Consider the following 18269-nt stretch of genomic DNA (forward strand, 5'->3'; position numbering starts at 1 on the left):
TGGTGGCGCGGTGTTGCGGGTTGATTCGAAGCACTCGCGTGTTAGACTTCACGCACTGGAAAAAGCTCAAGAGGACGTCCACACGTTGTGAGGGGGACTTCTCTGGCAAGTCGTTTGTGACTGAGCGAGGAAGTTTCGTCGTAGGCTCGGCCGCGTGGTGAAAACGCGATGGACCGGTGCAGCACTGCGGGTGCTGGCCAGCCTTACGAGGGCGTGCGATGCGACTGGATGATCTTAATGGACGGGTGATCGCGGGGCGTTTTGAACTTAAAGACATGATCGGCAAGGGGGGCTACGGTGCGGTGTTTGAAGCACGGCAGCTCTCGGTGGACCGGCGTTGTGCGGTGAAGGTGCTTTTGCCGGGGCGCGCTGACGATCATCGTGTCGAGGAGCGTTTTCGGGCTGAGGCGCGCGCCACAAGTCGGCTGACCCATCCGCATACGCTGGTGCTCTACGACTTCGGGGTCGATGAGGAGACGGGGTTTCTCTTTTTGGTCACGGAGTTTCTCGACGGTCAGACCCTCGATGAGCTTCTGGAGTTGGAGCAGTCCATCGCGCCACAGCGGGCCGTGGCGATTCTCACGCAGGTCGCGCAAAGTCTGGAGGATGCGCACCTCCAGGGTCTGGTGCATCGCGATGTGAAGCCCAAGAACATCATGCTCGTAGAGCGGGCTGGCCAAAGGGACTTTGTCAAAGTCATCGACTTCGGAATCGCAAAGGCGTTGACCGGGGCGGGCGAGGATGAGGGGCTCACGCAGACGGGCACGCTGGTGGGCACGCCGCAGTATATGGCCCCGGAGCAACTGCTGGGCGGTGAGGTCGACGCGCGATCCGATCAGTATGCGCTGGCGGTGGTGGCCTATCGGATGTTGACCGGACGCAACCCCTTCTCGGCGGCCACACCGATGGAGACAGCGCTGCGCCATATCAATGAGCGGGCCTTGCCGCTGCGCACCTATTGCCCGGAGCTTCGGGTGAGTCAGGCGTTTGAAGACGCGATTTTGCGCGCTCTGGAGAAGGCTCCGAAGCATCGCTACTCCTCAACGGTGGCAATGGTCGAGGCACTCCGAGAGGCCCTGGGAGACACTTCCGACGCCGCGTTTCAAGACGCCTCCGAGAGCGGGCAACGCACCACCGAGGAGTGGCCACAACTGAACTCCCAGGTTGCCGCAGCCCATACCCGGGTGCTCGACGCGGTGGATACCGGCCAGGAGCACACGGCGGCCACACACCGGCGCGTGGCCTCCGCCTCGGCCGAGGATGGCGAGGTGGTCGGCTCGGGCGAACGCGCCACAGGAGAAACGGGTGTGTCCGCCGGAGCTCCGGCCGACGCACTTGCCGGGGAGAGCGGTGGGGCCGGGGATGGCTCGTCGGCCCCCGGTGGCGCAACCACCTCGGAGGTGGCGGCTTCGATGGTTATCGAAGAGGTCACAGGCGATGGCGGTGAGATTTCGCTTGAGGAGTGCTCCGGCCCTCGCGTTATTCAGGCGCCGGGAGCCCGAGAAGATACCGCTGTGCTGGCTCTTGCTGAAAGCGGTGTGACGCCTGCCGCACATACGGAAAGGCGTCCTTTGATGCTACGTCGGCGCTTTCGGCCGGCGATCGCCGCGGTGCTGGCCGCTACCGCACTGCTCGCGACCATCGTTGTGATGACAGGCTTTCTGGGCAAAAACGGCGGCGCTTCTCAGGCTGCCCCGGTGGTCCATTCCCCGGATGAAGCGCGGGGCAGCACCCGGATGGCGAGCGAGGCGAAGCACGACGCGCTTCAAGCAACACGCTCCGAACTTCAGGCCGCCTACCTGAAGGCGACGGGTACTGCAGCCGAAGAGGGCGCGAGATCGGGGGCGTCGACCGGGGGAGCCACCGCCGTGCAGGTCGCGTCCTCGGTGGCGGAAGCTGTTGAACGTGCCACGCCCCGCACGGGCACCGTGCAGGTCACGTTGATTCCCTGGGGCACGCTCTACGTCGGACGACGCGCGCGCGGCGAAGCGACCCGCCAACGCCTGGAGCTTCCTGCCGGGCGCCACGAACTTTCCCTGCGCCAACACGGGGAGGTGCGGGCGCGCCAGACAGTTGACGTGGTGGCGGGGGCTCATAGAATGGTGGTCTTGGAGGCTCCATTTTAACCCGGAGCCCCACGTGATGCGGTCCTTAACGGTGCGGGAGTAGGCGATGGTCGAAGTGCAGCACGAGCAAAGCGGGCTTGAGTTTGGCCCCTCTCCAGTTCCTCTCGCTCAGCATCGTGCAGATGTCGAAGCGCTGATTTCGCAGGGAAGCGTCGAGAAAGCACGCCTTCGCCTCGAAGAGGTCGCGCGCCAGGCCGATGCCACGCGAGATGCGGTCGAAAACCTGTGGCTTTACAGCTGGTTGGGGCAGGTTTATGTCGCGGTCAACGATGGCGATCGCGCCTGTGATGCCTTCGCCAGGGCCTACGCCATCGATCCGCGCGAGCAGGAGGTCGCCTCGACCTACTCCGAGTTGCTGGAAGCCAGGGGGCAGCATCGGGAGGCCCTGCAGGTCGCCCAGGTGGTGTTGCTCAATCATAAGCAGGGGCTGGAGGCCGGCGAGGTTGCCGCGCTCTACGATCGGATCGGTGCGCTGCGCGAGGCGCTTGGTGATCATAAAGAGGCCCGCGCCGCCTTTGAGATGGCGCTGGTGGAGTCCCCCGAAGACAAGCAGGCCCTCACCGGGCTTCTCCGCGCTGTTGGCGAGCTCGGTGACCCGGCTGATGTGGTCGAGGCTCGCCTGAAATTGATTCAGGGGCTTGATGATGACCGCGCCCGCTCCATGGCGCTGGTTGCGCTGGGCGATGACTGGGTTAAGACCTTCAACGATCCGGAGCGCGCGCTCGATACGTTTGAAGAGGCGGTGGCCCAATGGCCTCAGAACCGTCACGCCGTCGAGCGCATCGCGGAGGTTGCCCGTGAGCTGGGCGACTTTCGGCGAGTCTGTCGTGCCTATTTCACGCTGAGCGTCATCGCTGAGAGTTTCCCGGAGAAGGCCGAGTACCTGATCCGCTCAAGCGATGTGGCTCGCACCGAACTCTGGGAGTCCGAAAAGGCTCTGGCCGGCTACCGCAAAGCGTTGGAGTACGACTCCACGCGCCTCGATGCCTTCAAATCGGTGACCTCGATTCTGGTCGATGCACTGGACTGGGAGGAGCTTGAGGCGGCCTACGTCCAGGTGATCGCTGCGAACACGGAACGCCAGGATGTCGATCCGAACCTCCTCGGTGTGCTCTGGCAGAAGCTCGGAGACCTCTACCGTGACCACCTCGATCGGGCCGGTGACGCGATCTTTGCCTTTAATCAGGCCCTGGCCTACCTGCCGGACCATGCCGGACTCCGCGGGCAGCTGGTGGCGCTGACCGAGGAACACCCGGAGCACTACGAGACGGCGGTGGCGCATCTGCGTGCGATGGGGCAGACCCCGGGCGTGCAGCCCGGTCAATGGCTCGATCGGCTGGGTAAGGTCTTTCTGCGTCAGAAAGAGGTCGATAAGGCCTACTGTGTCTACCGCGCGCTGCGGGCCAGCGGTGTGCGCCTTGATGCCAAAGCGCTGGGGTTTGTGGAGCGTTTCGACTCCAAAATCCTCAAGCCGATTCGTGGTCAGATCAATCCGGCGATGATGCGACGGTACGTCTTTGCCCCGGGGCTGGAGTCGGAGCTCAACGAGTGTTTTCGACTTCTGAAGGGTCCACTCCAGGAGTGGACCGGGGAAGCGCGAAGCACCTACGGGCTCAAACGCCGCGACCGTGTCAAAATCAGTGATAACGTCGCCTTTAACAACTTTTACAAAAACGTCGGGGCGGCGCTCGGCTATGTGGAATTGCCCGACCTCTGGCGAAAAGACGATCAGATCGGGCTGGTCAATGGTGCGATGATTCCGGAGGGGCTTATTGTGGGCGGTGACCTCCTGGCATCGGCGCGTGAGAAGCACATCGCGTTTGTGGTCGCCAAGCAGCTTTTTCTCTTCCTGGACCCTTTCTATCTGGCGGCGATTCGCCCGCAGTCTGACCTGGAAGCCTTCCTTTACCGCGCGGTTGCGCTGGTTCGGCCGGAGGTCGACTACGCAGCGAGCTTCCAGAATGAAGACGCCTTTAAGGTGATGAAGCGCGCGTTCCGCGGGGAGGAGATGGGCAAACTCAAACGCGTTATTGAGGAGATGTTGCAGGGACGCGATGAGATTGCGTTGGGCCCCTGGGTGGAGGCGATTGAGGACACCGCAAACCGCATTGGGCTGATTTTTTGCGATGATCTTTCGGTTGCAGAGGCATGTTTGAGAGAAGAGCCGCGTTGCATCAGTCAGCGCTCACTGGAAAGTCGAATGCGGTCTCTTATTGACTATTCAGTGAGTGAGCAATATCTGTCCCTGCGGCCTCAGTTGGGAATTCAGGTAGCGTAAGTGCCTTGGACGTCCAAAGAGCAGCCGTACCAGCGCCGCCTCGGAGAGGCCAGGGCGGAGAGCTGACTTCGCTTTTGGACAATCCCGGCACAGATCCCATGACCAACATTCGAAACATCGCCATCGTCGCGCACGTCGACCACGGCAAGACCACTCTCATCGACGAGCTTCTCAAGCAGAGCAATACCATCGCGGGCCACAGGGAGCTGGCCGTACGTGCGATGGACTCCAACGATCTGGAGAAAGAGCGTGGCATTACCATCGTGGCCAAGTGCACGGCCATTGACTGGGAAGGCTACCGCATCAACATCATTGACACCCCGGGCCACGCTGACTTCGGTGGTGAAGTTGAGCGTGTGCTCAAACTTGTCGACTCGGTGCTCCTGCTTGTCGACGCGTTTGAGGGCCCGATGCCGCAGACGAAGTTCGTGCTGCGCAAGTCGCTGGAGCTCGGGCTTAAACCGGTGGTGGTCATCAACAAGATCGACCGCCCCAACGGCCGCCCCGACGCCGTGCTCAACATGGTCTTCGATCTCTTCGGGGATCTGGAGGCCAACGACGAGCAGCTCGACTTCCCGGTGGTCTACGCCTCCGGCCTGGGTGGATTTGCCAAAAAAGAACTCGAGGACGAGTCCACCGACATGCGCCCGCTGCTCGAAGCGATCGTCGAGTATGTGGACCCGCCCAAGGATGATCCCGAAGGCCCGCTGCAGATGCAGGTCGCCACGCTGAAGTACGACGAGTACCTCGGGCGTGTGGCGATCGGTCGCGTCTTCAGCGGCAAGATGCGCATCGGTGATCGTGTGGTGCGTTGCCAGATCAACGGTGAGCAGGTTGGCGCTCGCATCACCAAGCTCTTTGGTTTCAAGGGGCTGGACCGCGTCGATCGCGAAGAAGTCAGTGCTGGCGACATCGTGGCGGTGGCCGGTCTGGAGGGCATTCTGCCCGGTGAGACCATCTGCTCGCCGGACGCGGTCAACCCGCTGCCTATGATCGCCATTGATGAGCCCACCGTCTCGATGGTGCTCATGATCAACAACTCGCCCTTTGCAGGTACGGAGGGCAAGTACCTGACCAGTCGCCAGATTCGCGAGCGTCTGGACCGTGAGCTTGAGCAGAACGTGGCGCTCAAGGTGGAGCCAACCGAGAACAACGATGCGTTTATCGTCTCGGGTCGTGGTGAGCTTCACCTCTCGATTCTCATCGAGCAGATGCGACGCGAGGGGTTCGAGATGCAGGTTTCGCAGCCGCGCGTCATCTATCGCGAAGACGAGAACGGTAAAAAGCTCGAGCCGATCGAAGAGGTCATCGTCGAAACCGAGCAGGATTACGCCGGGACGGTCATTCAGAAGCTCAGTGAGCGTAAGGGCGAGCTTGTGCGTCTGGATGTCAACAGCGACAACACCCAGCGCCTGGAGTTCAGGGTGCCGTCGCGCGGGCTCTTCGGGTACCGCTCGGAGTTCCTGACCGATACCCGTGGCACGGGCATCATGTACACCAACTTCGCCGGTTACGAGCCCTTCCGCGGTGAGCTCTTGAGCTCGCGTAACGGTGTGCTGATCGCGCTGGAGCGGGGTGATACCACTGCGTACGCGCTCTTCAACCTGCAGGATCGCGGCACGCTCTTCGTGGGTGCCGGTGAGGCGGTTTATGACGGTCAGATCATCGGTCTGCACAGCCGTGATAATGACCTGGTTGTGAACCCCAACAAAAAGAAGCAGCTCTCCAACATGCGCTCCTCGGGAAGCGATGATGCGCTGATTCTCTCTCCGCCGGTCTCGATGACGCTGGAGAAGGCCATCGAGTTTATCGAGGCCGATGAGTACGTGGAGATCACGCCGACCTCCATTCGTCTGCGTAAGGCCGAGCTCAACCACAGCCTGCGCAAACGTAAGTAAGCTCGTCAAAGCTACATAAAAAAGCCCCCGGAGTAGGCGCTCCGGGGGCTTTTTTTGTGGGGTGCTCGGGGCCATTGGACCCGAGCCTGGGGCTTTGGGGTTAAGCCGACTGATGACCGACGCGTTTAAGCGTCACCATCTTCGAGGAGAACATCTGAAGCCAGATGGCATCCTCGGTAGTGACAACCGCCTGGTAGCGCCAGGGGGCACCGCGCTCGGCACCGACGCGGGAAGGGCGTCGTTCAACGATGCGCATATGCAGATCGGTGCGTTGCTGACAGCTCTCGACGATGATGCCCACGCGCACAACTTCGCCATCACGAAGTCCGAACGCTCCCAGGAAGGCAAGCGTGTCGCCGTGGCGGGAGTGCTCGTTGTAGCGTTTCAGCTGCTCGAAGTAGTCGTCGGGCGTTTTGAATGTGCAGAGAATCTGTCGCATTGTTGCTCCTGTTGCCGTCCGTGGCTTCGGGAAGCGTGTCCGGCCAGGGTGGCAGCCCGGGCCGGGCATTGAGGGGGATCGTCGGTTGCCCGACGTTCTGGTTGTAATGCGGATTGCGACGATGCCCAAAAATTTCACTTGCAAAAGATTGCAACGCCAGGGGGGCCGATGGAGCTCAGCGTGGAGATGTGGCCGCTGGTGGTTCTGGCCGGACTCGACCCCAGAGGTGGAGGCGTCAGGGAGGGGACGCACGCAAAGAAGGCTTCGCCACGGCGCGTGCGCTGCTGTTGGTTGCCGTCGGCATCTGGGGAGGGTTTTTACAGGCCGGAGTCGGCGTGCTGCTCTTGATGGCGATGGTGATGGTGCTCGGCAAAGACGTTGCGCGTGCCAACGCGCTTAAACGTGTGGCGGTGAGCGTGTTTACACTGGCCTCGTTGCCGATCTTTATCACCCGGGGCCAGGTCAACTGGCCGGCCGGGTTGGTGGTCGCGCCGGGGGCAGGGCACCGGAGGGTGGCCTGGCGCGCGGATGATGGTCCGCTGGCCTCATGCCGGCCAATGGGTTCGGTGGGTACTGCTCGCGGTCGTGAGCATCTCGGCGTTTGAGATGGTGATCGGCGGCGCCCGCGCCGGGCGGTGGATCAGCGGGGGCTTCTAAGCCGGATTTCGCCTTATTGGAACTGCTCAAAGAGAAAGCTCTCGCCAGAATCCTCTTCCTGGCGGGGCGCATAGTCCGTAGGAGCGGTGCCGACCAGGAAGACTTCCTCAAAACCTTCGGCCTCGGAGCGAGCGAGTTTCCCGGAGATGGGATCGATCAGCGCCGTGGTGATGCCGGTGACCGGGGGCTCGAAGGTCTGGGGTCCGTCGTGACCTTCGAGTGCGTCGATGAGGAAGTCGCGGAAGATCGGACCAGCGACCGTGCCGCCGTACTGACGCGGCCCCAGCGAGCGGTTGTCACCAAAGCCAACCCAGGCCCCGACGACCAGGTCAGGGGTGTAGCCAACCAGCCAGGCATCGCGGCTGTCGTTGGTCGTGCCGGTCTTTGCGGCCACCGGGTGCCCGACGGCCTTGAGTAGGCCTGCGGTGCCGCCGCGCTGGTTGCCTTTGCTATCGACATAGCCCTCGACTGCGCTCTGGAGCATGGAGGTCGTCAGGTAGGCGACCTCCGGAGCGAGCACGGGCTCAGCGTGGGTCTGGAAAAGATCGCGATCGCCGCCGGCCGACTCCACCCGGCGCAGGTAGCGAGGCTCTGCAAGCTGGCCGCCCGCGGCGAAGGTGGCGTAAGCATTGGTGATCTCAATGGGCGGCATCTCACTCGAGCCCATCACCATGGTGTAGTTGTCGACGATTGGACTTTCGATCCCGATGCGTTTGGCGAAGTCGATTGCTTTGGGGAGCGTGAGGTCGTCGAGCACTCGCACAGAGACGACGTTGCGGCTGGCTGCGAGGCCTTCACGCGCGCTGATCGGGCCGCGCCACTTGCCGTCGGAGTTGCGCGGCGACCAGCTCTCGCCGCCGGGCAGCTGATAGACGGTGGGGCTGTCGAGGTAGATGGTGGCCGGGGTGATGACTTTGGCTTCGAGTGCTGCGGCATAGACCAGAGGCTTATACGAGGACCCGGTCTGGCGGCGCGCCTGCAACGCGTGATTGTACTTGTTGGTGTTGAAGTCGTAGCCCCCCACCAGCGCACGAACCTCGCGTGTGACCGGATCGATAGCGACGAGCGCGACCTCGGCGCTGGTTTCAAAACGCACCAGGACCGGGTCGGTGTTGTCCGGACCCACCTCGGCCAGAGGTTGCACGCGTAGAACATCGCCGCGGGCAAAGACCTCGTCGATGGTTTTGGCATCGGGGCCTTCCCCGAGGATGCGCGTGCGCGGATCGAGTGCGAGCGTTGCCTTGACCTGGCCGATTTGCAGGTCGACGCGCTCTTCGTCGGTGTCGACGCCTGTCACCACGCCTTCGTACACCTGAGAGGGGCGCAGCGTGCCGCCGTGTTCTTCATGGTTTTGGGCGACGTGCTTGGCGATGTCGTTTTCTTTCAGGCGGCGTTTGGGTTTGAAGTAGCCACGGCGCTGGTCGTAGGTGCGCAATCCCTGGCGTGCGGCGCGCTCAGCGGCCATCTGCATGTCGAGATCGACGGTGGTGTGGATGCGCAGGCCTCCGGCGTAGACCTTCTCTTCACCGTAGCGCTCAATGAGGTCGCGACGGATGTGTTCAACAAAGTACGGGGCGCTACCCAGGTGGGGTTTGGATTGCGAGCGGGGTATGATCTCGATCTCGGTAGCGTCGGCTTCGCGGTAGACGCCCTCCTCAATGAAGCCCTTCTCCCAGAGTTGGCGAAGCACGTAGGATCGCCGGGCCATCGCCCCCTCCATGTTGCGGAAGGGGGTGTTGGCCTCCGGGCCCGAGGTGAGTCCGGCGATAAGAGCGGCCTCCTGGACGTTGAGCTCGCTGACACTCTTGCCGAAGTAATGCTGAGCGGCTTCTTCGACACCGTGGGTGCCGTGCCCCAGGTAGATGGTGTTGAGGTAGAGGTAGAGGATGTCCTCTTTGGTGAGGTTCTTTTCGAGCTCGCGCGCGAGGATCATCTCTTTGATCTTACGCTCGTAGGCGCGCTCCGGTGTGAGCATGAGGTTTTTGATGGTCTGCTGCGTGATCGTCGAGGTGCCGCGCATGCCCTGATCGTAGCGAAGCGCGTAATACACCGCGCGCACCAGGCCGATGTAATCGACGCCGGAGTGTGTCATGAACTCGGCGTCTTCGGCGGCCATAAACGCGTTCTGAACCACCGGGGGAATGCGGTCGAGGGCAACGAGTGTGCGACGTTCGCCGGGTTTATGAAACTCGGCGATAAGCTCACCCTCTGCAGCAAAGACCTGCGAAACCTGGGGAGGGTTGTAGTCTTCTCGCTTGAGGATCTCGGGAAGATCACGCCCGAAGTAGTAGAAGATGCCGGCAAGTCCGGCGACGCCGGCGAGCCCGGCCAGGATGATGAGGATGATCATCCATTTAAAGAGAGACGCCAGGCGGCTGCCGCCGGAACGACGGGATTTTGAGCGTTTGGAAGAGCGTCGGGATCGGGCCATAACTTCGTCCTGGGGGCCGAGGGGGCACCGGGAAAACCCGGTGCGCGACCTGTCGCATTCCCTGCTCCGGGCGTGGGGTGTCCCGCCCAAAGATGGCCGGGTCAGGTGCCGGGGATCAGGGCGGCGAGGGGGAGTCCTCGGGCAGATTAGATGGCGGGGGTAGGGTGTCAAGGGTGGGGGGCGATGTGCATCCCCGATCGCTGGCCTGGATCTCCAGGATGGCCAGATCCGAAGCGTTCGTCGTCAGGTGCAACTCCGAGATGGGGGTCGGGCTAAACAGCTCGTAGCGCCATCGACCCTGCCCCAGGGGCGAGGCGGTGGCGGGCTGTGTGGCTGGAGTGGTTGCCATGCTCAGGGTTGGCAGCACCTCTGTGGGAGAGGTGACAAGGACGGAGGCGTGGCAGATGCGTTGCGAGGGAGCGAAGCGGGTTCGCAGATGGCCGCCGGCCAGATGCAGGGGATGCTCGCGACGAAAGGCGTTCTGGAAGTGGTAGGTCTGCCCCTGGTGCGAGAGAAAGAGTCCTGTATGTGGGGTCGAAGCGCGGAGGCCCGGGTTGAGCGTGTCGATGAGCGGTGGCGAGAAGAAGGGCTCAATGGCACCCGGGGTGCAGTGCGAAGAGGGGGGCCTGGGGGTGCCGAGTTGGTCCAGCGTGGTGGGGGAAGAGCGCAGCAGGGCGCAGTGTTCCGGAGCGAGCGTGGTGGCGCTAAGGGGGGCGACGTCGGCCGGGAGAACCGTGTCGGCCAGCCCCTGCCGATATCCGATGCGTGCCGTGTCGGGATCCACAGTGACGTTGAAGCGTTCGCTTGAATGAGTTGAGTTTTCATAATTAATATTATCGACGCTTTTTCGGAAGAAGAGACTTCCCTCGATGCGCAGACTCGCTTCGGAAGTGGCATGCGTGTCAGGCGCGCGATCAGCGAGGTTGGCGTAGAAGGTCGCCCAGGCGATCGTCACATCGCCACGAGTGCTCAGCGCCCCGCCAACCCGGGCCAGGTTGGAGCCAAAGGTCGTATGCGAGAGGTGCGCGTAGGTCCGCGAGCTGATGGCGCCTCCGGGGCCAGCCATAGCGCGGGTGCGGTTGTACCAGAGCGACAACCGCTCACCACGGAGTCGACCGGTGTTGTAGACCGCGCCGCCCTCATCGGCCTGATTGAGTGTGAACTGCCCGTCTGCCAGCATGAGTTCACCCTCGTTGGCGATCGCCCCCCCGTGTCTTCCCTGATTGTCGATGGCCTGAAGGTGACTGACCATGGCGAGACCGTCGGGGCCCACCCAGATCCCGCCGGTGCTCTGAGCGCTGCGGTTGCCGACCATGATGAGATCATTGGCGATGAGGCTGGCTTGTACAGCGAGTGCGGCAGGCGCGCGCTCGCTGACGTTGTTCTGAAAGCCCACGTCGTAGAGTTCCACATGGCCCTGGGAGTGAATCGCCGGTGCATCCGGGCTGGCCGCGTTCTGCAGAGTGAGGCGCGCCAGGGTCAGGGTGTGTCCTGCTTCGACGTTAAATGCCCCGGTCTGTGCGTGGGTGGTGAGGACGCTGTGTTTGGGGCCGCTTCCCACGACGACGAGATCTTTGTCGATGAGGATGACGTCTTCCAACACCAGTGGGTCGAGCGTGTCCGGCAGGTAGAGCGTGGTGCCATCGAGGGCTTCTGCGATGGCGCGCCGGAGGCTGTCTTCGCCGCGGTCGAGCGAAGAGGTGATGGTGCGGGCATCGACGAAGGTCGGTCGGAGCTCGATGCGGCTTCTCTCGGTGAGTTCGAGGATGTGCTGTGCGGGAAGAGGACGGCCCAGCCAGGGCGAGCCCTCAGGCAGGGTGCCATGGGCCCAGCTGTAGGTCAGCGTGTAGGTTCCCGCAGGCAGCCCTTCCACGACGCGGTCTGGGCTCAGCGCGATGGCGGCTCCATTGGCGGCGCGCAGCGCAATGGTCATCGAGGCGCCGTCGGGTAGCCCCTGCGGAGATACTTGCACTTTGGCGGCCTGCTCACCGGGCGCGGGCACGAAGGACAGGACGACTTCGTGAAGACCTCCAGGCAGAAGTTGAACGTCGACCTCCCGAAGATCGGGAACGAAGCGTTTTCCTGCAGCGGCAATGTCGGGAACACGTAATCGATAGCTTCCCGGCGGAAGGCTATGTGGGTTTGTGTCGGCTTTCAGTGGAATGCGTTCTCCCGTCGGCGCGAGCAGCATTGCCGGCGTTGCCACGCCTTCGGGAAGGCCGTTAAGGCCTACGCGCAGGGTGGCGTGTTGGGTTTCAGGAGAGACGCACATCATGGTGATGGGAAGCACATCGAGGCTTCCTTGATGAAGCGCGCGAACCTCAAGCTCGTGCGTGTAGCCCCCCGGTGATGTCGGGCAGCGAACCTCTACCTTTACCTCGGCGCTTGTGTAGCCGGGCAGCGTCACCCGCGACGGTGAAGGCACGACATGTGGAGTCGAGGCGCCCAGGGCGTAGGTCTGGGTGTGGTCGCGCTGGTTCTCAATGACGATCCGCACCACGTGCGACTGGCCCGGAGCGGCTTCAAGCTCGAGCTGGCGAGGTTCCAGCTTGAGTCGGGACGTGCCTGTTGCCTCCACGCAGGAGACAAGCGCAATGGCCACCCAACAGAAAAGGATCGTTACGAAGGATGTGCGGAACATGCTCTTCCCCCCGGAATGAACGCTGATGCCGTCGCAAGGAATCGTCGCGACGCTCTCAAACTACGTCCTCGCTCCCATCCGGCAAGCGCCTCTGCGAGGATTTCGCGCGTAGCAAAGCCGGGCTGGCCTTGTTACGTTTCGTTCCCAGATTGCGTCCCCTGAAAGCCCTGTGGCGCGCTGCCGCGATCGATCCATTGAGTCAGGAGTACTATGAGCGCCGACGCTCTACCCCCACAGTCGACCGAGGTGATGAGTCCGGAGGCTGCATCGCGCATTGCCGCGGATCTTGTGCAAAACGTCTCCAGTGTGTTTCGGGGCAAAGAGCAGGCGGTACGATGGACGGTAGCCAGTGCGATTGCTCGCGGGCATGTGTTGCTCGAAGACGTTCCGGGGGTGGGTAAGACGACCCTGGCTCTGGCGCTCGCCAGGAGCCTGGGGTTGAGCTTTCAACGCGTGCAGTTCACGAGCGACCTTTTGCCGGGGGATATCGTCGGGGTTTCCGTCTTCTCGCAGTCCCGCGAGGCCTTCACCTTTCGGCCCGGACCGATCTTCAACGGCCTTGTGCTCGCTGACGAGATCAACCGCACCACCCCGCGCACTCAGTCGGCCCTGCTGGAGGCGATGAGCGAGGGGCGAGTGAGCGTTGACGATACGACCTACGAGTTGCCCGATCCTTTTCTGGTGCTGGCCACGCAGAACCCCCTCGACCATCACGGCACCTACCCGCTTCCCGAGAGTCAGCTTGACCGCTTTATGATGCGCCTCTCCATCGGTTATCCACGCCGCGACGTGGAGCGCGCGATCATCATGGAGCGCGGCATGGTCGAGCCGGTGCAGGCGTTGGAGGCGGTCTGTAGCAGTGACGCGTTGCGCGCGGTCCAGAGTATGGCCTCCCGGGTGCACGTGGAGGAGAGCCTGGTGGACTACGTCCTCGAAGTCGTCGAGCGGACGCGCACCCACGATCAAATCCGGGTCGGGGTAAGCACCCGCGGCGTGCTCGCGATGATGCGAGGAGTGCGGGCGATTGCGCTGATGGAAGGTCGAACCTTCGCGGTTCCCGATGATGCCAGAGAGCTTTTCGTGCCCACTCTGGCCCACCGTCTGAGCATGACGTCGGGGGGGCAAGACCGAGGGCGGAGTGAGGCGCTTATCGAGTCGATCGTGGCGTCGGTTCCCGTTCCGATTTGAGCGCTGGATGTCGGAGTCTCAGCGAGCGGCGCGCCGTAGCGCCAGGACCACCTGACGGGCATGGCGGCGGAGCTCGCGCGCCTGCGCCGGGCCGTAGGGACCACCCCCAAAACGCACGTTGAGGTAGCGCCTCTGAAACGCCTCGACATGCCCTCGGCCGGCCTCATCCAGACTCGCTGCCACGCGCTCCAGATAGCGCTGGGGGCCCTCATCGTCACGGCGCTCCAGACCTCGCCGAGCCCCGGCCCTTGCGATGGTTTCGAAGGCCCGGCTCACCTCGTAACGCGCCATCTTTTGCGGTCGATTCACCAGCATCAGCGCCACCGAGAAGGCGCCGCCTACGCTGAAGGCACCCAGCAGCGCGTGCTCGATCGACCAGCCCAGAAACCAGCTCACCCAGAGCGCGCCGAGGCCCATCCACATGGAGATGCCCAGGGCGCGACGTGCAGGGCTGCGCGCCGGGCCGGTGGCGCCTCGCCAGCCTGAGGCGGCCATCAGCGTGAGCCAGCCCAGCCCGAAGATCGCATCTTTAAGCGGTATCGTTTCTTGCTCCCGGTCCTCTTCGGCGGAGGATCCTCGATCTGAGGGCGCGCCTTGCGGAGCGACCACCCGCGCAACGCGTCGCAGCACCGCGATCTGGGCCTGAATGTCGTACTCCAGCACCCACTTAAACCAGGCCTGGCGCATGGCATCGTAGGCGTCGGCTCCCAGGCGCATCCATGCCGATCGCTGGCCAAAGCCGCTCTCAATCGCCGGGGTGGCCTCCACGGGCACCCACCCGAGGTCGGGTACGAAGACCTCAATCCAGGCGTGTGCGTCGCCCTGGCGGACGGTGAGGTAGTCGCCCACCTCGTTCCAGGTGCCGCCCAGAAAGCCATTGACCAGGCGCGTGGGAATGCCCTGAGAGCGCAACATCAGGGCGGCGGCCGTGGCGAAGTACTCGCAGTGCCCGGCGCGGGTTTCGAAGAGAAATGATGCGATGGGCTGGTCGGGATCCACCTCCGGAAGATCGGTGGTGTAGGTGAACTCGCGGGCGAAATATCCGGCGATGGCCCCGGCGCTGCTGTACGGATCGCCAGATGTGGCGGTGATCTCCCTGGCGAGCGCGCCGATACGGGAATCGAAGTTCTCGGGGAGCTGTGTGTACATGTCCTCCAGTCGCGCATCGAGCATGCGGCCTTCGATGCGTTGCAGAGCGGTGGGGGGCGGCGCATCGAAGTAGCCAAGCGAGTAGGTCAGCCCCAGCTCGGAGTCCATGGTGTGGCGAAGATCGCCATAGTGGTCGCGTGTGAGGCTGGCCGCCCTCGTGCCGATGAGCTGCGCCATCTCACCGAGTCCCAGTTCGATGGTGGCCGGTGGCCAGAGTGTGGGCAGGATGTTGGTGCCCAGCGGCTCCAGATAGATCTGCACCTGGCGAGGCGTCTCGTTGGCCAGGAGCCTGTCGAGGGGCGGAGGGCGCAAAAATTCCAGATCGTAGCTGGCGTTTCGATTGTAGGGGGCGGGGCGCTCGCTCTCTGCCAGGGTGCGGCTCCACCTTCGACCGTCGTAGCTGTCAAAGGTCATCGCTCGCCAGCGCATCGATGCGATGTCTGTAGGAGGCGCGGCCTCGGGGAACTCCACGCGCATCACCACCTGAGGGTTGGAGCGCAACACGCCGTGACTTCCCAGCTCGACGTCTTCGGAGAACCCCGCCACTGAGAGGCTCTCGCGGGATTGGGTGACAAAGAGCCCCAGCCCCACCCGCGGGAAGGTAAAAAAGATCAGCAGCGAGGAAGCAAAGATCGCCAAGCTAATGCCAGCGAGCACCGAGACGTAGAAGCGATCGAAGGGGGATTTCCGCGGCGACTGCAACAGGGGGCGCCGCTCACTTTCGCTCTTCAGATGGAAGAGCGCCATGGTGAAGGTCCCCGAGAGGATGTATGCCCCGAAGAGCAGCCCAAAACTCAAACCCTCGTTGGCGGCGCTGGCCGCGGCGAAGGTCAGCAGGCTTAGTGCATGAAGTTGAAGTTCATCGCGGGGGCCCCGACGGCTGATGAGCTTGATGAGAATGAGCACCAGTACAAAGCGGATACCCAGCGCGATGATGTCGGCCAGGGGGTTGGTCAAATACTCGGCGATGGTGAGCACGAGGACGGTCAGGATGAGGATGTTCCATAACCAGTTCTGGCGAATCAGCCCGGGAAGCACATGGCGAATCGCGGGGGCCCCGAGAGCGAAGAGCGGAAAGACGACCAGCATCCCCGCACCGGCGGCACCGCCGAAGACGACTGCCAGAAAGGCCAGCGCCAGCGAGATGTAGAGAAAGATGGCGTGGAGGCGCTCCAGTCGCTGAACAAAGGGCGTCATGCGCGCTCCTGCGTTGCGCTGAAAAGGTCGTCAAAGGTCAGTGAGATGCTGCCTTCAACGCTCTGTAAGGCCGTAAAACCGATGCGTATTTGCGCCGGGGAAGGGCTCGCGACGGTCGAGGAGGGTAGCTGCGGCTGCCGCGCCGAGGAGGGCAAAAGCTCCACCAGCGCCAGGCGTGCGAGCATGGCGTCGAGATCGAGGGCCGGAGGGTCTGCCTCCGTGCCGTCGGGACGTGGGGCGCAGATAAGTTCGGTGCGGTAGCCCGAAGCGATCAACGCTTCGAGCAGGCCGGCGACGTGTTCGATGCCGCGTTCAAAGCGTTGCTGCTCACCAGGTGAAACCACCGAGGCGCTCGCGCGGTTGTCGAGCAGGATGATGATGTCTCGCCGGTCATTGGACTCGGTCTCGCGCACCACCGGGGCGGTTCGTCGGGCGGTGGACTTCCAGTGAATGGCGCGCTGGTCTTCTCCGTCGCGGTAGTCGCGAAGGCCGAAGAAGTCCTCGCCACGTCCTGCGCGGCTTTGCGAGGTGTCGCCCAGCCGCTGGTTAAGCTGAGCGATCCGGGTTGGGGTGGGGCGGATCCGGGGATAGACGATGATGCGTTGGGCCTGGTCGATCTCGCGGGACTTTTCGAAGAAGCCGAAGGGAAAGCGCGTTGAGATTTGCACGCCCGGAAGCAGGTAGGCACCGCGCACCGGGAGGTTGTAGTGGGTGGCGAGCGCAGTCTGTTGGGAGGCGTCGGCGCGCAGGCAGTAGGTCGCGGCCAGGGGCCGCTCGTCATCACTGGTCTGGGTGCGCCAGAACTTCCACCAGGGGTGCCGGGGAGGGGCCAGCGAGCTGCCTCGCCAGGGGCCGGCGACGACAAAGGGGCTGTGTTCTGCAACTTCGATGCTCAAGGAGGGCCATCGCCCCCGGTTCTCCAGGATAAAGCGTCCAGCCGCAGGCTCCCCGGCAAACACGCGACGGGGAAGATCGCGTTTGACACGCAGCGTACGCAGAACCGCTTCGCTGAGCAGGCCGCTCGCCACGATCAGCGAGAGCATCATTCCCAGCAGCAAAAAGAGGAGGTTGTTGCCGGTGTTGATCGCCCCGAACCCCACCGCAAGCGTCAGCACAACAAAAAATTTACCCGGGGTCGTCAGTGCCAGATGACGAGGCGGCCGCAGCCAGGCGCGGCGGGGGCCCCCCGGGGGCGGTGCGGAGGCTTCGGTGGTGTTGAGCATAGGGGGGCCGGAAGAAGACTGCGATCGACGCGGACAAACTCAGCACCACCTCGTCGAGTGCAAGATGCGCCCGGGCATCAGGGGGAGGCCGGGGCGAAATAACGATCGATCGCGTCGAGAAGCGCGAGCGCCTCCAGTCGGGCGAGCCTTCCCTCTGGCGAGAGTGTTTGCGGATCGCGGGCGATGAGCTCGTCGAGATGGGATTTAAAGCTGGCGCGGTCATTCTGAGCGATCGCCAGAAGAGAAGCCCTGGCGAGCGTGACGTCCGGATGGTCCGGAGCGATCTCTTCGGCGGCGTCGATGTGGTTGGCGCAGGCGGCCCGGTCACGACCGAAGTCCGCCTCACAGGTGCGCCTGGCAAGTATCAGATGGACCTCGGCCTGCAACGCTTCGGGAGGGCTTGTGGCGAGCGCGTCCAGCAGGGTGTTGAGTTCCGTCGATCTCTCGAGTCTGGCGGCTGTGCCCTCGGCGCGGGCACCCAACATCAGGTTTTGAGCCAGCCAGTAGCGCGCCTGGCTGGAGTCATCGCGGATGTTCAGGGCAGCGCGCGCCGCCTCCGCCCCGGAGTTGGCCGCGCGGGCAGCCTCATCCGAGGGGGCCGCTGCACCCGCCAGAGCTGCCCGAGCCGCAAACGCGTAGGCGCGGGCGCGCTTGCGTTGAAGCTCATAAAGCTCGCTCTCATCGAGCAGCGCCTCTTCGAGGTGACGGGCAAGTGCGTCATCGTAAGCGCTCAGTGCACGGTCCAGCGACTCGGGGGTGTGGCGTGCCTCCCAAAGCGCATCCGCCTCTTGCAGCAACGCGAGCACCTCGGCGCGGGGGGGCGTCGCCGGGCGATGTGAGGTGGGACTCTCACTCTCCGGCGGGGGGGCAGAGGAACAGGCGGTCACGCTCGGAATGAGCGCCATCATCGTCAGAATCAAAAAGCTGCGCAGCGACATCTGTAAAACCTCGGAGTCAGGTGGTGAACACGTCTCAAATTAGCCTAGACCGCCGGATCGCCTGTGGTAAAGACGCCTGCGCGCTTGCCTTTTTTGAGGGGGGT

At 63.4% G+C, this 18269-nt stretch carries 11 protein-coding genes; 5 read left to right on the forward strand and 6 right to left on the reverse strand.

Features of this window, described 5'->3' with window-relative positions:
- The first annotated feature begins 218 nt into the window (after positions 1–218).
- The 3 genes from EA187_RS11465 to typA all read left to right on the forward strand — a co-directional run bounded on the left by EA187_RS11465 (position 219) and on the right by typA (position 6302).
- Positions 219–2126, forward strand: coding sequence for a serine/threonine-protein kinase (locus EA187_RS11465; protein WP_127780339.1), 1908 nt, complete (start codon positions 219–221; stop codon positions 2124–2126).
- Between the two features lie 46 nt (positions 2127–2172).
- Positions 2173–4404: a tetratricopeptide repeat protein gene (locus tag EA187_RS11470; protein ID WP_115604410.1), complete on the forward strand. Its 2232-nt coding sequence runs from the start codon at positions 2173–2175 to the stop codon at positions 4402–4404.
- Between the two features lie 98 nt (positions 4405–4502).
- A complete protein-coding gene (gene typA / locus EA187_RS11475) occupies positions 4503–6302 on the forward strand; it encodes a translational GTPase TypA (RefSeq protein ID WP_115604412.1) in 1800 nt (599 codons plus the stop codon).
- Positions 6303–6402: 100 nt separating this feature from the next.
- Here the strand turns inward: typA and EA187_RS11480 are convergent, their stop codons facing one another.
- Positions 6403–6741, reverse strand: coding sequence for a hypothetical protein (locus EA187_RS11480; RefSeq protein ID WP_115604414.1), 339 nt, complete (start codon positions 6739–6741; stop codon positions 6403–6405).
- A gap of 188 nt (positions 6742–6929) precedes the next feature.
- Between EA187_RS11480 and EA187_RS11485 the strand changes: the two genes are divergently transcribed.
- On the forward strand, positions 6930–7346 hold the full coding sequence (locus EA187_RS11485) for a sulfite exporter TauE/SafE family protein (RefSeq protein WP_164856214.1): 417 nt from the start codon (positions 6930–6932) through the stop codon (positions 7344–7346).
- A 65-nt stretch (positions 7347–7411) separates the two neighbouring features.
- Here EA187_RS11485 and EA187_RS11490 read toward each other — a convergent pair whose 3' ends face one another.
- Positions 7412–9829 carry a penicillin-binding protein 1A gene (locus EA187_RS11490; RefSeq protein WP_115604418.1) on the reverse strand — a complete coding sequence of 806 codons (2418 nt, stop codon included), beginning with the start codon at positions 9827–9829 and terminating at the stop codon, positions 7412–7414.
- A 115-nt stretch (positions 9830–9944) separates the two neighbouring features.
- The gene (locus tag EA187_RS11495) at positions 9945–12470 is read right to left on the reverse strand and encodes a COG1470 family protein (RefSeq protein ID WP_127780341.1); all 2526 of its coding nucleotides are present in this window, start codon (positions 12468–12470) and stop codon (positions 9945–9947) included.
- A gap of 210 nt (positions 12471–12680) precedes the next feature.
- Between EA187_RS11495 and EA187_RS11500 the strand changes: the two genes are divergently transcribed.
- Positions 12681–13658 (forward strand): AAA family ATPase, encoded by a 978-nt coding sequence (locus tag EA187_RS11500; protein WP_206524277.1) that lies wholly within the window; start codon positions 12681–12683, stop codon positions 13656–13658.
- An 18-nt stretch (positions 13659–13676) separates the two neighbouring features.
- Here the strand turns inward: EA187_RS11500 and EA187_RS11505 are convergent, their stop codons facing one another.
- The 3 genes from EA187_RS11505 to EA187_RS11515 all read right to left on the reverse strand — a co-directional run bounded on the left by EA187_RS11505 (position 13677) and on the right by EA187_RS11515 (position 18165).
- On the reverse strand, positions 13677–16004 hold the full coding sequence (locus EA187_RS11505) for a transglutaminase TgpA family protein (RefSeq protein WP_127780342.1): 2328 nt from the start codon (positions 16002–16004) through the stop codon (positions 13677–13679).
- Positions 16001–17227, reverse strand: coding sequence for a DUF58 domain-containing protein (locus EA187_RS11510; RefSeq protein ID WP_127780343.1), 1227 nt, complete (start codon positions 17225–17227; stop codon positions 16001–16003). The genes EA187_RS11505 and EA187_RS11510 overlap by 4 nt, the downstream gene beginning before the upstream one ends.
- A 77-nt stretch (positions 17228–17304) precedes the next feature.
- Complete coding sequence (locus EA187_RS11515) at positions 17305–18165, reverse strand: hypothetical protein (RefSeq protein WP_127780344.1); 861 nt, start codon at positions 18163–18165, stop codon at positions 17305–17307.
- Positions 18166–18269: the final 104 nt, after the last annotated feature.

Origin of the sequence: Lujinxingia sediminis, from assembly GCF_004005565.1 — a bacterium.
GTDB lineage: Bacteria > Myxococcota_A > Bradymonadia > Bradymonadales > Bradymonadaceae > Lujinxingia > Lujinxingia sediminis.

Coding starts and splice junctions, on each gene's coding strand:
- EA187_RS11465 (WP_127780339.1), top strand. CDS start 219: ATGCGACTGGATGATCTTAATGGACGGGTGATCGCGGGGCGTTTTGAA.
- EA187_RS11470 (WP_115604410.1), top strand. CDS start 2,173: ATGGTCGAAGTGCAGCACGAGCAAAGCGGGCTTGAGTTTGGCCCCTCT.
- typA (WP_115604412.1), top strand. CDS start 4,503: ATGACCAACATTCGAAACATCGCCATCGTCGCGCACGTCGACCACGGC.
- EA187_RS11480 (WP_115604414.1), bottom strand. CDS start 6,741: ATGCGACAGATTCTCTGCACATTCAAAACGCCCGACGACTACTTCGAG.
- EA187_RS11490 (WP_115604418.1), bottom strand. CDS start 9,829: ATGGCCCGATCCCGACGCTCTTCCAAACGCTCAAAATCCCGTCGTTCC.
- EA187_RS11495 (WP_127780341.1), bottom strand. CDS start 12,470: ATGTTCCGCACATCCTTCGTAACGATCCTTTTCTGTTGGGTGGCCATT.
- EA187_RS11500 (WP_206524277.1), top strand. CDS start 12,681: ATGAGCGCCGACGCTCTACCCCCACAGTCGACCGAGGTGATGAGTCCG.
- EA187_RS11505 (WP_127780342.1), bottom strand. CDS start 16,004: ATGACGCCCTTTGTTCAGCGACTGGAGCGCCTCCACGCCATCTTTCTC.
- EA187_RS11510 (WP_127780343.1), bottom strand. CDS start 17,227: ATGCTCAACACCACCGAAGCCTCCGCACCGCCCCCGGGGGGCCCCCGC.
- EA187_RS11515 (WP_127780344.1), bottom strand. CDS start 18,165: ATGTCGCTGCGCAGCTTTTTGATTCTGACGATGATGGCGCTCATTCCG.